This is a genomic window from Cupriavidus necator N-1, from assembly GCF_000219215.1.
In the GTDB taxonomy this organism is placed as follows: Bacteria; Pseudomonadota; Gammaproteobacteria; order Burkholderiales; family Burkholderiaceae; genus Cupriavidus; species Cupriavidus necator.
This window is the reverse complement of the sequence record NC_015723.1, coordinates 257,485-270,784: the sequence shown is the minus strand read 5'-3', so window position 1 is coordinate 270,784 and position 13,300 is coordinate 257,485. Positions and strand designations below refer to the sequence as shown.

Here is a 13,300-nt window from a genome sequence, read left to right as displayed (position 1 = left end):
CTGGCTCAGGGTCTGGTTCGGTGAGATGGCATAACTGGCAGGCTCACGCCATTGCGGCTGCGGGCACGGGGGCGGACGCGTCCGCGCGCAGCGGCCAGGCGCCGATGCTGCCGGCGGTGCGGCGCAGCGCGGTGGTGGCCGGCGCCGCCGGAAACGCCTCGACCACGCAGCGCCCCAGTTGCACGCCGCGCGCCACTAGCGGGTCGGATGGCAACCAGCCCGCGCACAACGCCTCGACGCCCAGGTACTGGCTGGCCGTGCGCGCTAGATTGCGCAGGATCGCCTGCACCGTGGCCTCGCTCGCCGCCATGTTGACGATCAGGTGGAACTGGCGCCAGGCATACAGGTGATGCAGGCGCTTGATGCAGGCGTAGGCGGCGGTGATCGACGCGAGCTCAGGCCGCATTACGATCAGCACATTGTGCGCGCCGCCCGCGAGCGGCGACAGCGCGCCGTCGGCATCGACGCCGGCATCCACCAGCACGCTGCGAAAGCCACTCGCGGCAGCAGCCGACAAGGCGCTGCCCGGCACAGGCCGGCCAGCCGGCAGTACCGACAGCACGCCACCGGGACCGGTGCCTGCAGCAGCTTCCAGCGGCAGGCGGCCTGCGCTGACATCGGCCAGGGTGCCGGCGGGCCTGGCGCCGGACAGCCGCGTGGCGCGCGCCGCGGCAGCGTCTTCGTCGACCAGCAGCACGCGTTCGCCCTGCATGGCCAGCGCGTGCGATAAGCCCAGGGCCACGGTGGTCGCGCCGGCACCGCCTTCGCTGGCGACCACGGCGATACGGCGCGTCGTGCGCGGCGCCAGCATCCGGCGCAGGCTCTCGGCCTGGTCCATGGCGAGGGCGCTCACTGCAGGACCTCCATGGCTTCAGCGGACACGGCGGTGCCGCGGCCCGGATAGTTTTCCAGCACGTCGAGCAATGCCAGCATGCGGCCCATGCCTTCATTGAGCACCGTGCCCGGCACCGGCGCGCCCTGGCGCGCCGTGCGGCCAGCCAGGCGCGCGAGGAAGGCGGGCGCGGCCGCGGTCGGCGCGTGTTCCAAGCGCAGCACCGAGAGGCCCAGTTGCAGCGCGGCCAGCGCGGCGCCGGCGGCGTGGCCGCTTTCGGCGTCCTGGGCGAAGTGGTCGATGGCGTGGCGCAGCGTGCGCAGGCGCGCATCGGCTGCGTCGGTCCACAAGGCCCAGCGCGCCACCTGCGCGGCATCCTGCGCCAGCGCCGGGTCGCACAGCAGGTAACGGGTATCCAGCAGTTCGCCGGTGGCGCGGTCGGCCAGGCGGGCCACCACCAGGCAGGCATCGATGCCGCCTTCGGGGGTGCCCTTGCCGCGCACCGGGCTGTCCGGTACGCGCACTTCGGCGCTGGCCAGCCAGCGCACGGCTTCACGCTCGCGCACGGTGTCCTCGCCGACGGCGTGGAAGGTCAGCGTGTCGGCCAGCGCATCGAGCTTCCAGGCGGCGCCGGCGCTGACTACGCGCGCGGTCTTGCGCGCGCTGGCCACCCAGCGCTCGCCGGCCTGCTGCCAGCGTGCCAGCATGGCGGCGGACGGTATGGCATCAATCAGGTTGACCACCTTGCGCGCGGCGCTCATGGCGGCGCGCAGGCTGGCGGCATCGGACTCGGCTTCGCCCAGCGGATGGCCGGCACGGCCGGTCGGGGTCACGGTGGCGGCCAGCGGCATGCCGTCGCGGTCGGCGAACCACAGCGTGTGCTGCATCGGCTGCGGCGTGCGGCGGCCGGGCACGGCCACTTGCAGCGTGGCGGCGCTGGCCAGCACGTATTGCTCGCACTGGCGGGTCACGTCGCGGCAGACCGCCTCGCGCACCTGCTGCGACATGGCGCGCAGGGCCGGGGCGTCGGCGCCGCGCTGTTGCCACAGCGAGCGGGCCAGGTCGAGGCCCAGGCCCGCGCCATTGAGTTCTGCCACGCACTGGCTCAGCGCGTCCGCGCTGTCGGTCAGCGAGCGCAGCACCTCGTCGGCGCCGCCACGCGCGGGCACCTCGTCATCGGTGCCGGCGCTGCGCCGGCGTGCGGCGTCCGCATCGGCAAATACCGAACCGCGGCGCGGCGTCAGGAAGGCGCGCTCCACCAGCGCGGTGCTGTTGGCCAGCTCAAGGTGCTCGGGCACGCGCTGGCCGGTGGAGGCGTAGAACACCGGCAGGCGATGGCGGATCACCACGTCCAGCACCGAGCCCAGGTGGGTGGCTTCGTCCAGCTTGCTGATGATGCAGCCGTCGATGCCGCCGCCATCGGGCGCGGCGTCATGGCGGTAGGCATGCACCACTTCATTGAGGGTATCGCCGTGGCTGGCGCCGTTGAGCAGCAGCACGCGCTGCACCGGCGCGGGCACGCCGGCCAGCATGGCGATCTGTTCCGACAGGCTGCGGTCGCGCTGGCTCATGCCGACGGTGTCGATGATCACCAGGTGCTTGTCCTTCATCGCCGCCAGCGCGAAGCGCAGGTCGGCGGCATCCTTCACCGCATGCACCGGCACGCCGAGGATGTCGCCGTAGATGCGCAGCTGTTCGTGCGCGCCGATACGGAAGCTGTCGGTGGTCAGCAGCGCCAGCTTGTCGGCACCGTGGCGCAGCACGAAGCGCGCCGCCAGCTTGGCCGTGGTGGTGGTCTTGCCCACGCCGGTGGGACCCACCAGCGCCAGCACGCCGCCTTGCGCGAACAGGCTGTCCTCGTCGCCCAGCACCGGCAGCTTGCTGGCCAGTTCGGTGCGGATCCAGCCCATGGCCGCGGGGCGGTCGTAGCCCAGTGGCAGCCGCGCCAGCAGCGTGCGCGCCAGTTGCCCGGAGAAGCCGGCGCCGACCATCCATTCAAACAGGGATTCGCGCAGCGGGTCGCTGGCGGCCACGCCGTGCGCTGCCGCGCTTGCAACCGCGCTTGGGGCAGGGTTGATCCCGGCCAGCTGGCGCTCCAGCATCGCGCGCATCGATTGCAGCTCACCGCGCAGGTCGCTGATGGCGGCGGGCTCGACCACCGGCGCGGGTGGCACGTAGACCTGCGCCGTGGCCTGCACGCTGCCCAGATCCGTATCGCGCATGGCGACAATCTCCACGCCGCCCTCGATGGTGCGGTTGGACAGCACCACGGCGTCCGGACCCATGGCTTCGCGCACCTGGCGCATGGCTTCGCGGCCGTTGGCCGCGACAAACTTGGCTACGCTCATCTATGACTCCTCACGCGCCGATCATGGCGGTGATGCGGATATTGCGGTTGTCCGGCACCTCGGCATGCGACAGCACCCTCAGCTGCGGCATGGTGCGCCGCAGGAAGCGCGCCATCAGCGGGCGCAGCTGCGACGGCACCAGCAGCACCGGGTCCATGCCCATCTGTTCCTGGCGCGTGACCGCGCCCTGGGTCTGCTGCAGCAACGCATCGGCCAGGCCCGGCTCGATCCCGCCACCATTGGTCAGAGCCTGCGACAGCACGCGCTCCAGGCCGGCATCCAGGCCGATCACCTGCAGGTCGGCGTTGTTCGGGAACAGCTGCTGCGTGATGGCGCGGCCCAGCGCCACGCGCACCATCGCGGTCAGCTCGTTCGGGTCGCTGATCTTGGGCGCATGCTCGGCCACCACATCCAGGATGGTGCGCATGTCACGGATGGGCACGCCTTCGTCCAGCAGGTTCTGCAGGATCTTCTGCAGCGCGGTCAGCGAAATGGCCTTCGGCACCAGGTCTTCGGTCAGCTTGGGCGAGTCCTTGGCGATGCGGTCCAGCAGCGCCTGCACTTCCTGGCGGCCCAGCAGCTCGGCGGCGTGCATGTGGATCAGGTGGTTCAGGTGCGTGGCCACCACCGTGCTGGCATCGACCACGGTATAGCCGTAGGACTGCGCCTGCTCCTTGATGCCCGCGTCGATCCAGACGGCCGGCAGGCCGAAGGCGGGGTCGCGCGTGGCCGCGCCCGGCAGCGTGCCGCTGACCTGCCCGGGGTTGATCGCCATCCACTGCCCCGGCATGGCTTCGCCGCGGCCGATCTCCACGCCCTTGAGCGTGATGCGGTAGGCGTTGGGCTTGAGTTCCAGGTTGTCGCGGATATGCACCACCGGCACCAGGAAACCGATCTCCTGCGCCACCTTTTTGCGGATGCTCTTGATGCGGCCCAGCAGCTCACCGTCCTGCGCGCGGTCCACCAGCGTGATCAGGCGGTAGCCCACTTCCATGCCGAGCGGGTCGACTAGCGTGACGTCGTCCCAGCTGGCTTCAGTGGATTCCTGCGCCACCGCCGGGGTGCGCTCCTCGCGCTGCTTGACCTGCTCCTGCGTGGCGGCGCGGCGCGACATATAACGGCCCATCCACACCAGCACGCCCGCCAGCAGCAGGAAGGCAAAATGCGGCATGCCCGGGATGATGCCCATCAGGCCGATGATGCCCGCGGTCAGGTACAGCACGCGCGGGTTGGCGAAAAGCTGGCCGGTGAGCTGCTCGCCCACGTCCTGCTCGTTCGACACGCGCGACACGATCACGCCGGCGGCGGTGGAGATCACCAGCGCCGGGATCTGCGCCACCAGGCCGTCGCCGATGGTCAGCAGCGTGTAGTTGTGCACGGCGGTGCCGAAGTCCAGGTCGTGCTGCACCATGCCCACCACCATGCCGGCGGCAACGTTGATGAACATGATCAGCAGGCCCGCCACGGCATCGCCGCGCACGAATTTGCTGGCGCCGTCCATGGCGCCGTAGAAGTCGGACTCCTGCGCCACTTCGGCGCGGCGCTTCTTGGCGGCGGCTTCGTCGATCAGGCCGGCGTTCAGGTCGGCATCGATCGACATCTGCTTGCCGGGCATCGAATCCAGCATAAAGCGCGCGCCCACTTCGGCGATACGGCCCGCACCCTTGGTGATCACCATGAAGTTGATCACCACCAGGATCGCGAACACCACGATGCCGACCGCGAAGTTGCCGCCCACCAGGAAGTGGCCGAATGCCTCCACCACCTTGCCGGCAGCGTCCGGGCCGGTATGGCCTTCGAGCAGCACCACGCGCGTGGACGCCACGTTCAGCGACAGGCGCAGCAGCGTGGTGAACAGCAGCACCGCCGGGAAGGCGGCAAAGTCCAGCGGCTTCTGCGTGTACATGCTGACCAGCAGCACCATGATCGCCAGCGCGATATTGAAGGTGAACAGGAGGTCCAGCACAAAGGCCGGCAGCGGCAGGATCATCATCCCCAGGATCATGATGATCAGCAGCGGACCGGTCATGGCCTTGAGCTGGCCGGCGGAGCGCAGGCCGGGCAGGTTGAACAGGTTGCTCAGAGCGTTCATTCGCGCATTTCCGGTACGGCGAGTTCATCGGGCACCGGCAGGTCCGCGGGCGCCTGCGGCTGCGGGCCCTGCGAGTAGTGCCAGTGCTTCAGTTGATAGACCCAGGCCAGCACTTCGGCCACGGCGGTATAGAGTCCGGCGGGGATTTCCTGGCCCAGCTCCACGTGGCGGTGCAGCGCACGCGCCAGCGGCGGGGCCGACATCAGCGGCACGCGGTGCTCGGCGGCCAGCTCGCGGATGCGGGCGGCAATATCGCCGGTGCCCTTGGCCACCACGCGCGGCGCGCCCATGCGCCCTTCCTCATAGCGCAGCGCCACGGCAAAGTGGGTGGGGTTGGTCACCACCACGTCGGCCTTGGGCACTTCGGTCATCATGCGGCGGCGCGCCATGGCGCGCTGCTGCTGGCGGATGCGGCCCTTGATATGCGGGTCGCCCTCGCTTTCCTTGAATTCCTGCTTGACCTCTTCCTTGGTCATGCGCAGCTTCTTGAAGTACTCCCAGTACTGCCACGGCACGTCGATGGCCGCCACCACCAGCAGCGACAGCGACACCACCAGGCAGCAATTCATGACCAGGTCGACCATGTGCAGCAGTGCTTCCTGCACCGGCGCATTCATCAGCGCGATGGCCTCGGGCAGGCGTCGCCACAGCACCCAGGCGCCCACGCTGCCCACCAGCAGCGACTTGGCCACGGCCTTGAGCAGCTCCACCAGCGAATGCGCGGAGAACATCCGGCCCAGCCCCGCCAGCGGCGACAGGCGCGAGAACTGCGGCGCGAAGGACTTGCCCGAGAACACCCAGCCCCCCAGCAGCAACGGCGCCGCCAGCGCGGCAACGCCGAACAGGAACAGCAGCGGCAGGAAGGCCAGCAGGCTGTCCCACACCATCATGGAAAAGCGCGACAGCATGCGTGAGGTATCGAACGCCGTTGCCGGCTCGAATCGCAGCGCCCCCTGCATCACCTGGTTCAGGCTGCGGCCCAGATGGCCGCCCAGCGTCCACAGGCCGGTCACGCCGGCAATCAGCATGACGAACGTGGCGAGCTCGCGCGAACGCACCACCTGCCCCTCCTCGCGCGCCTTTTCCAGGCGCCGGGGTGAGGCGGGTTCGGTTTTCTCGAGGTCGCTTTCTTCGGACATCCATGCTCCGTGCGAAGCGGCAGGCCGCTATTCGTCAGCAGGGATTATCGAAGCGGGACAGCCTTCCCATTCATGGGAAAAGGCGGCGGAATTGGGTGTTGTTTGGGAAATCAGGGGCCTGGTGGCGTTAACGGCGCCTGATTGGGAGGACTTTAGGCGTGGATGGGGAGGCGGGCATCGGGAGATGCCCGCGCGAACTACGTCAGGCCGGTCCCCTCACAAAACCAGAGCCATGATAGTCAGTCCGTGCCGTACTTCGGCGACCGCGGCCCATACAGGATGCCGCCAGGCGTACCCGCCGAGAGCAGTTGCTGGCTCGTCCTGCCGGCCACCCCATAGGCGGCATCCGACACGCTGCTGATCGCGTGCGCAATGGCCGTCCCGATCAGCGCTCCGATCAACCCACCGCCAGCGTTACCCGACTGATTGTTGGCAGCCGACGCCTGTCCGGTCCAGAGCGTCTTGCCCGTCCTCAGGTCCAGGAGCTTCGCTTCGGCGGCGACAACGGTTGTGCTGCTGACGACCTGGAACTTCGGACCATAGTCGGTCACGGTGATGTACAGCGCGGTGTCCGCACCGAAGATTTCGCGCAGCTTCGCGGGCGCCACCGCGTGGATGTCGCCCGGTATCGTCAGCCCGTTCTGGCGAAAGGTCTCGTCAACCAGCGCGACCGGCAGCACGTAGTAGCCGGATTCCGCCAGCGGCTGTGTGGCCTGCGACAGCATGGCGTAAGTGGCCTTCACGTCCGGCGAGTTGTTCAGCGGCGGCAGCACCACAATCGAGCGGGGGTGGCTTTCCTTGAAGGCGGCGTAATCCACGTTCTTCGTCGGCGCGGCACAGCCGGCTGCCAGCATGGCGACGCCCAGCAGCATCAGGACGCGATGGAACAGCTTGCTCATTTCTTCTCTCCCTTGCGTTTGACGTTCTTCAGCAGGAAGTCCACATAGGCTCCCGACTCGGGAAACAGCGCCTTCTCGGTCTGGAATTCGCGGACCATTTCGTCATCCTTGCCGATATCGACATACAGCATGCCGAGGTGCGCGTGGTAGCCGGGCGGCGGGGTATTGCCGGCCGCCATGATTTTCTGCAGGTCGCGCTCCAGCACCTCGATCAGGGCTTGCTTCGGTTCGCCCTTGAAGTACTGGTAGACCTGCGGCTGGTAGCCTTCCCACTGATACAGGGGCTTGGCGGGAGCCGCGCAGCCTGTCAGCAATGCGCTTGCGACCAGGGCAGGCACCGCCAGGCGCTGCGGCTGGAACAATGTCTTCACGATTTGTCCTTGACTGGGTTTTTGGAATCAGGGGGTGACGGGCTTCCAGGCGCCGCTTTCGATGCCGCTGACCAGATTGGTCACGGCTTCGCGCATGGCGAGGTCGAGCACCTTCCCGTTGAGCGTCGAGTCATAGCTGGACGTGCCGCCAAAGCCGACTACCTCCCGGCTCGACAGCGAGTACTCGCCCGCGCCCTGGGCGGTGAACACGACTTCCGAGGTCGCAATATTGACCACGTTGAGCGCGACCTTGGCATACGCCACCTGCGACTTGCCGCGGCCCAGGATGCCGAACAGTTGGTGGTCGCCGGTTTCCTTGCGGCCGAACTCGGTCACGTCGCCGGTGATCACGTAGTCGGCCCCCTTCAAGCGCTGAGCCTGGCTCTTGATGGCTGCCTCGCGCTTGATCTCGTCCATGTTGTCGCGGTCGAGCACATTGAAGCGGTTGGTCTGTTGCAGGTGCGTGATCAGCACGGTCTTGGCCTGGCCGCCCAGCCGGTCGACGCCGTCGGAGAACACGCCGCGCATGTAGCTCGAACGGTTGTCGAATTTACCGACCGAAATCGGCGTGCGGACGCCGGCGTAGGGACGGCTGGCGCTCTCGACCTTCTGCACCGGCAGCGCCGTGGACGATTCGGTGGCACAGCCGCCGAGCATGGCGAGTAGCCCGGCCGCGGCGACCAGGGATATGGCCGTCACTTTGTTCATGCGATCTTCTCCTTCAGTTGGGTCAACACTACATTCATGCTCTGGCACAGCAGCAAGTCGATACTCCGCCCCGTTCGGGCGGGTGACCGGGCAGCCGGGCGTCACCTCGCTGGTCAGTCTTCGACGGCGCGGGAGCGCAGACGATTCGGCGGCGCCCGCCAGAGGAGGCCAAGGCTAGCCACTGTACCCAGCCCAGTCTGGCGTCGGGATCGGAGGATTCCGAATCGGGTGGCGGACATTTCCGCAGTTCGTCGGGGCAATGTGGCAGCCAGTCCGAGCATGACCTAGGCCGTCGCGCACCCGCAATCCGGCGCCGCAAAGGGCTTCAGCCTAGCGCACGCGAGAAGCTCCACCTACACGCCATCACAATCGTTCACATTCCTTGGGCGCCCAGGGCGCCGGCCCGACAGGAGGTGGAGGTTGACGGCAGCGCCCCGCTGAGGGCGGGGCGCCGATAAACGAAATGCCTTGCCGCGAGGCACGCGCCTGCCCTCACGCCCTGCCCCTATCCCGCAGGCGGGAGAGGGGAGCAAACCGGCGGGAGAGCTCAGCTCACCAGGCTCTCAGAACCCCAGACTGGCCAACAGATCATCCACCTGCGCCTGGTCCGAAACCACGTCCGGCTTGCCCTCCGGACTGATCTGCGGCCCGTTCAGCAGCGTGGCGGCCGGCGCTTCCACGCGGCGCTCGGACGGCACGTTGTCGATCAGCACCTGCAGCAGCTCCTGCTCCAGCGCGCGGATCATGTCCATCATCTTCTTGATGACCTGGCCGGTCAGGTCCTGGAAGTCCTGCGCCATCATGATGTCGAGCAGATGGCTGTTGGTGGCGCGGGCCTGGGCGGGCACCTCGGACAGGAAGGCGCGGGTGTCTAGCACCAGCGAACGGGCGTCGGCCAGCTCCACCGGCTGCTCGAACCAGGCGTCCCAGCGCTTGTCCAGGGTTTCGGCCTGCTGCTCGATACCGGACTGGATCGGCTGCGCCAGCTCGACCGCGTTGAGCGTGCGCTCGGCGGCCTGCTCGGTCATGGCGGCGATGTAGTTCAGCCGGTCGCGCGCATCGGGGATGGCCTGCGCGGCGCGTTCGATCTCCTTGTCCAGGCCGAGCTCGCGCATATTGTCGCGCAGCATCCGCGTCAGGTTGCCGATGCGCAGGATCAGTTGCTCGGCGGAATCATTGCTCAGGGTCGGGGTCATGGAAACGCGCCTCCGCCTCAGCCGCCGAGCTTCTCGAAGATCTTGGTGATCTTCTCGTCCAACGTGGCGGCCGTGAACGGCTTGACCACGTAGCCGTTGGCACCGGCCTGGGCCGCGGCGATGATGTTCTCTTTCTTGGCTTCGGCGGTCACCATCAGCACCGGGATCTTGCCGATATTGGCGTCGGCGCGGATCGCCTGCAGCATGGTCAGGCCGTCCATATTGGGCATGTTCCAGTCCGAGATCACGAACTGAAAGCTGCCATCCTTGGCCTTCTCCAGGCCGGCGGCGCCGTCCTCGGCTTCCTCGACGTTGACGAAACCCAGCTCTTTGAGCAGGTTGCGGATGATCCGGCGCATGGTCGGGAAATCATCCACGACCAGGATCTTGATGCTCTTGTCCACTTTGAGGGCTCCAGAAAATACAGTGTTGGCTTGTTGCCAGGACGAGCGCTGCGCGCCGGCATGCGCGCCCCGCTCGGCCCGATTTCGTTTACACCCGCTGCGCGCGCGTGCCGTATGTGGCCAGGCGTGCCATCACGCGCTGGGTCATCGCCGGCAAGGGCACGACTTCATGCACGCCGCCGGTGGCGATCGCCTCCTTCGGCATGCCAAACACAATGCATGTGTGCTCGTCCTGGGCCAGGTTGTAGGCACCGGCCTCGCGCATGCGCAGCATGCCGCGCGCGCCGTCCTTGCCCATGCCGGTCAGGATCACGCCGATCACGTTCTTGCCGCCATGCTGCGCGGCCGAATCGAACAGCACGTCGACCGACGGGCGGTGGCGGTTGACCGGCGCTTCCTGCGACAGGTGCGCGACATAGTTGGCGCCGCTGCGCGCGAGCAGCAGGTGCGAATCGCCCGGCGCGATGTACGCATGGCCGGGCAGCACGCGCTCGCCGTGCACGGCTTCCTTGACCGTGATGCGGCACAGGCCATCCAGCCGCTGCGCGAACGAGCGCGTGAAGCCGGCCGGCATATGCTGGACGATCATCACCGCGGGGCTGTCGGGCGGCAGCGGCATCAGGAATTCCTTGATGGCCTCGGTGCCGCCGGTGGAGGCGCCCAGGATGATCAGCTTTTCGGTCGACAGCAGCGGGCTGCGCAGCATCGGCACGGGCTCGGCGCCGGCCGCTGTCGGCGCGGCTGGCTGCGCGGCCGCGCGCACGCGGGCGCGCGACGCGGCGCGCAGCTTGTCGGCGATGGTGTGGGTGTATTCCAGCAGCCCGTCGCGGATGCCCAGCTTGGGCTTGGTGACAAAGTCCACCGCGCCCAGCTCCAGCGCGCGCATGGTGATCTCGGAACCGCGCTCGGTCAGCGACGACACCATCAGCACCGGCATCGGCCGCAGCCGCATCAGGCGCTCCAGGAAGTCCAGGCCGTCCATGCGCGGCATTTCGACGTCCAACGTCAGCACATCCGGGTTCAGGCGCTTGATCAGGTCGCGCGCCACCAGCGGGTCGGGCGCGGTGCCGACCACTTCCATGTCGGGCTGGCTGTTGATGATCTCCGTCATCAGGCTGCGGATCAGCGCGGAATCGTCCACGCAGAGCACCTTGATCTTGGCGGCAGTCATGATTGATCGTGCTTGGTTTGGTTTCAGGGAAGCTGGCGTGCAAAGGACTGCCGCGCAAACAGTTCAGGCGATTGCGCCGGCGCCCGGGCCGAGGTGGCAATGGCGCGGGCCAGGGCGCGCTCGTCGCGCGCCACCGAAACCTGGTCGTCCTGCCGCGTCAGGCGGCGTACCAGCGCCAGCCCGCCGACCGGGAAGTAGCTGACACGGCGCGCATGCGGGCCGCGCAGGTCCTGCGCCGCAACGCGGATCTCCTCGGTCTTCAGGTAGCGCAGCACGAAGTCCGCGTTGCGGTCGCCGATATTCAGCGTGGTCATATTGGCCAGCACCGCCCCGCCGCCGAAGACCTTGGCCTCCAGCCGCTCGCGGCGCGCGCCCATCTTGAGCAGTTCGTTGATCAGCACTTCCAGCGCATAGCTGCCGTAGCGCATCGACGCCGACAGCATGCGGTCGGCGCTGCCGTCGTCATCGGGCAGCATGAAGTGGTTCATGCCGCCCACGCCGGCGCTCTCGTCGCGGATGCAGGCCGCCACGCACGAGCCCAGCACGGTGGTCAGCACCACGTCCTCGCGGGTCACGTAGTACTCGTTGGGCAACAGCTTGATGGCCTGCTTGCCGAACTCGCGGTCGAAATATGTGCGCGTGGCAAGGGCTTCGGGCAGATGGGGCGTGCGCATCACGGCCTTCCCGCCCTGGCCGCATCCGGCGCCAGTTCATAAACGGTCTGCCCGCGCAGCTGGAAGGCGCGCGTGACATAAGAGAAGTTCTCCGAGTGGCCGGCAAAGAGCAGCCCGTGCGGCTTGAGCAGCGGCACGAAGCGCTCCAGGATGCGTCCCTGGGTCGGCTTGTCGAAGTAGATCATCACGTTGCGGCAGAAGATGGCGTCGAACTGCTCGCGCATGCCCCAGTCGGGCGCGAGCAGGTTCAGCGGCTCGAACGCGATGGTGGCGGCCAGCTCCGGCTTGACCTTGACCGAACCGGTGCGCGGCCCGGTGCCCTTCAGGAAGAAGCGCTTGAGCCGTTCCGGCGACAGCCGCGCGACCTGCTCCGCGGAATACACGCCGCCGCGGGCCTTGGCCAGCACCTGGGTGTCGATGTCAGTGGCCAGCACCGTGCCGGCACGGTCGCCCAGCGCTTCGGCCAGCGTGATGGCGATCGAGTACGGCTCCTCGCCGGTGGACGCGGCCGAGCACCAGACGCTGTAGGGGCGCCCGGTCTTCTTGGCATGCTCGGCCAGCAGCGGGAAGTGATGGGCCTCGCGGAAGAACGAGGTCAGGTTGGTGGTCAGCGCATTGGTGAAAAACTCCCACTCCGACGAGCGGTCGTCCGCGTCCAGCAGCGCCAGGTACGAGGCGAAGTCCGACAGCTGCAGCGCGCGCAGCCGGCGCACCAGCCGGCTGTAAACCATCTCGCGCTTATGGCTGCCCAGCGAGATGCCCGCGCGCCGGTGGATCAGCGCGCGGATTTTCTCGAAGTCGCGTTCGGTCAGCAGGAAGTCGCGTGCATCGTCGCGCCGCAGGATGGCGCCCGGCGCAAGGACCGACCCGGTCTGGCCGGGAACGCTGGCGGCGGTGCGGAACGGCGTCATGGGATGTGCTTCAGTGGTGCGTGCGCTGGGTCAGGCCAGCTCGGCCTCGACCAGCGCCATCTCCGCGCTGGTCATCAGGCGTTCGATATCGATCAGCACCAGCATGCGGCCGTCGATGGTGCCCAGCCCGGTCAGGTGCTCGGTTGAGATCGACACGCCGAACTCCGGCGCGGGCTTGATCGCATCGCCCGTCAGCGTCAGCACGTCGGACACGCCATCCACCACGATGCCGACCACGCGGCCGGCCACGTTCAGGATGATGACCACGGTCTGGTGGTCGTAGCGCACGTTGCCCAGGCGGAACTTCAGGCGCAGGTCGACGATCGGCACGATCACGCCGCGCAGGTTGGTCACGCCCTTGATGAAGTCCGGCGCGCTGGAGATGCGGGTCACGGTCTCGTAGCTGCGGATCTCCTGCACCTTGAGGATGTCGATGCCGTATTCCTCCGACCCCAGCGTGAAGACCAGGAACTCCTGGCCCGAAGCGTCGCTTCCGGGGGTATCGATGTGTCCGATGCCGGCCATGATGTCTCGTTCTCCTGTGTTTGGACGATG

The 13,300-nt window shown here is 67.9% G+C and carries 13 protein-coding genes; all 13 read right to left on the bottom strand.

The window, feature by feature from the left end:
- Window positions 1–43 precede the first annotated feature (43 nt).
- Complete coding sequence (locus CNE_RS19315) at window positions 44–838, bottom strand: MinD/ParA family ATP-binding protein (RefSeq protein ID WP_013951951.1); 795 nt, start codon at window positions 836–838, stop codon at window positions 44–46.
- Between the two features lie 11 nt (window positions 839–849).
- Window positions 850–3,180, bottom strand: a complete 2,331-nt coding sequence (flhF, locus tag CNE_RS19310; RefSeq protein WP_013951950.1) for a flagellar biosynthesis protein FlhF — start codon at window positions 3,178–3,180, stop codon at window positions 850–852.
- 10 nt (window positions 3,181–3,190) lie between these two features.
- Window positions 3,191–5,272, bottom strand: coding sequence for a flagellar biosynthesis protein FlhA (gene flhA, locus CNE_RS19305; protein ID WP_013951949.1), 2,082 nt, complete (start codon window positions 5,270–5,272; stop codon window positions 3,191–3,193).
- Window positions 5,269–6,411, bottom strand: a complete 1,143-nt coding sequence (flhB, locus tag CNE_RS19300) for a flagellar biosynthesis protein FlhB (protein ID WP_013951948.1) — start codon at window positions 6,409–6,411, stop codon at window positions 5,269–5,271. Before flhB ends, flhA begins: the two co-directional genes overlap by 4 nt.
- Window positions 6,412–6,650: 239 nt before the next feature.
- The gene (locus CNE_RS19295) at window positions 6,651–7,310 is read right to left on the bottom strand and encodes a DUF799 domain-containing protein (RefSeq protein WP_013951947.1); all 660 of its coding nucleotides are present in this window, start codon (window positions 7,308–7,310) and stop codon (window positions 6,651–6,653) included.
- Window positions 7,307–7,681 (bottom strand): DUF4810 domain-containing protein, encoded by a 375-nt coding sequence (locus CNE_RS19290; protein WP_013951946.1) that lies wholly within the window; start codon window positions 7,679–7,681, stop codon window positions 7,307–7,309. The genes CNE_RS19295 and CNE_RS19290 overlap by 4 nt, the downstream gene beginning before the upstream one ends.
- 27 nt (window positions 7,682–7,708) lie before the next feature.
- Window positions 7,709–8,389 carry a CsgG/HfaB family protein gene (locus CNE_RS19285; RefSeq protein WP_013951945.1) on the bottom strand — a complete coding sequence of 227 codons (681 nt, stop codon included), beginning with the start codon at window positions 8,387–8,389 and terminating at the stop codon, window positions 7,709–7,711.
- Between the two features lie 563 nt (window positions 8,390–8,952).
- Entirely contained in the window at window positions 8,953–9,585 is a 633-nt protein-coding gene (cheZ, locus tag CNE_RS19280; RefSeq protein ID WP_013951944.1) for a protein phosphatase CheZ, read from the bottom strand.
- A gap of 17 nt (window positions 9,586–9,602) precedes the next feature.
- Window positions 9,603–9,989, bottom strand: a complete 387-nt coding sequence (gene cheY, locus CNE_RS19275) for a chemotaxis response regulator CheY (protein ID WP_011616433.1) — start codon at window positions 9,987–9,989, stop codon at window positions 9,603–9,605.
- Between the two features lie 88 nt (window positions 9,990–10,077).
- On the bottom strand, window positions 10,078–11,160 hold the full coding sequence (locus tag CNE_RS19270) for a protein-glutamate methylesterase/protein-glutamine glutaminase (protein WP_013951943.1): 1,083 nt from the start codon (window positions 11,158–11,160) through the stop codon (window positions 10,078–10,080).
- A gap of 23 nt (window positions 11,161–11,183) precedes the next feature.
- Entirely contained in the window at window positions 11,184–11,834 is a 651-nt protein-coding gene (cheD, locus tag CNE_RS19265; protein ID WP_013951942.1) for a chemoreceptor glutamine deamidase CheD, read from the bottom strand.
- Window positions 11,834–12,745, bottom strand: coding sequence for a CheR family methyltransferase (locus CNE_RS19260; RefSeq protein WP_013951941.1), 912 nt, complete (start codon window positions 12,743–12,745; stop codon window positions 11,834–11,836). Before CNE_RS19260 ends, cheD begins: the two co-directional genes overlap by 1 nt.
- A 30-nt stretch (window positions 12,746–12,775) precedes the next feature.
- Window positions 12,776–13,270 carry a chemotaxis protein CheW gene (locus tag CNE_RS19255; RefSeq protein ID WP_010812708.1) on the bottom strand — a complete coding sequence of 165 codons (495 nt, stop codon included), beginning with the start codon at window positions 13,268–13,270 and terminating at the stop codon, window positions 12,776–12,778.
- Window positions 13,271–13,300 lie beyond the last annotated feature (30 nt).

Coding starts and splice junctions, on each gene's coding strand:
- CNE_RS19315 (WP_013951951.1), bottom strand. CDS start 838: ATGGACCAGGCCGAGAGCCTGCGCCGGATGCTGGCGCCGCGCACGACG.
- cheZ (WP_013951944.1), bottom strand. CDS start 9,585: ATGACCCCGACCCTGAGCAATGATTCCGCCGAGCAACTGATCCTGCGC.
- flhA (WP_013951949.1), bottom strand. CDS start 5,272: ATGAACGCTCTGAGCAACCTGTTCAACCTGCCCGGCCTGCGCTCCGCC.
- flhB (WP_013951948.1), bottom strand. CDS start 6,411: ATGTCCGAAGAAAGCGACCTCGAGAAAACCGAACCCGCCTCACCCCGG.
- CNE_RS19295 (WP_013951947.1), bottom strand. CDS start 7,310: ATGAGCAAGCTGTTCCATCGCGTCCTGATGCTGCTGGGCGTCGCCATG.
- cheD (WP_013951942.1), bottom strand. CDS start 11,834: ATGCGCACGCCCCATCTGCCCGAAGCCCTTGCCACGCGCACATATTTC.
- CNE_RS19255 (WP_010812708.1), bottom strand. CDS start 13,270: ATGGCCGGCATCGGACACATCGATACCCCCGGAAGCGACGCTTCGGGC.
- CNE_RS19260 (WP_013951941.1), bottom strand. CDS start 12,745: ATGACGCCGTTCCGCACCGCCGCCAGCGTTCCCGGCCAGACCGGGTCG.
- CNE_RS19270 (WP_013951943.1), bottom strand. CDS start 11,160: ATGACTGCCGCCAAGATCAAGGTGCTCTGCGTGGACGATTCCGCGCTG.
- CNE_RS19285 (WP_013951945.1), bottom strand. CDS start 8,389: ATGAACAAAGTGACGGCCATATCCCTGGTCGCCGCGGCCGGGCTACTC.
- flhF (WP_013951950.1), bottom strand. CDS start 3,180: ATGAGCGTAGCCAAGTTTGTCGCGGCCAACGGCCGCGAAGCCATGCGC.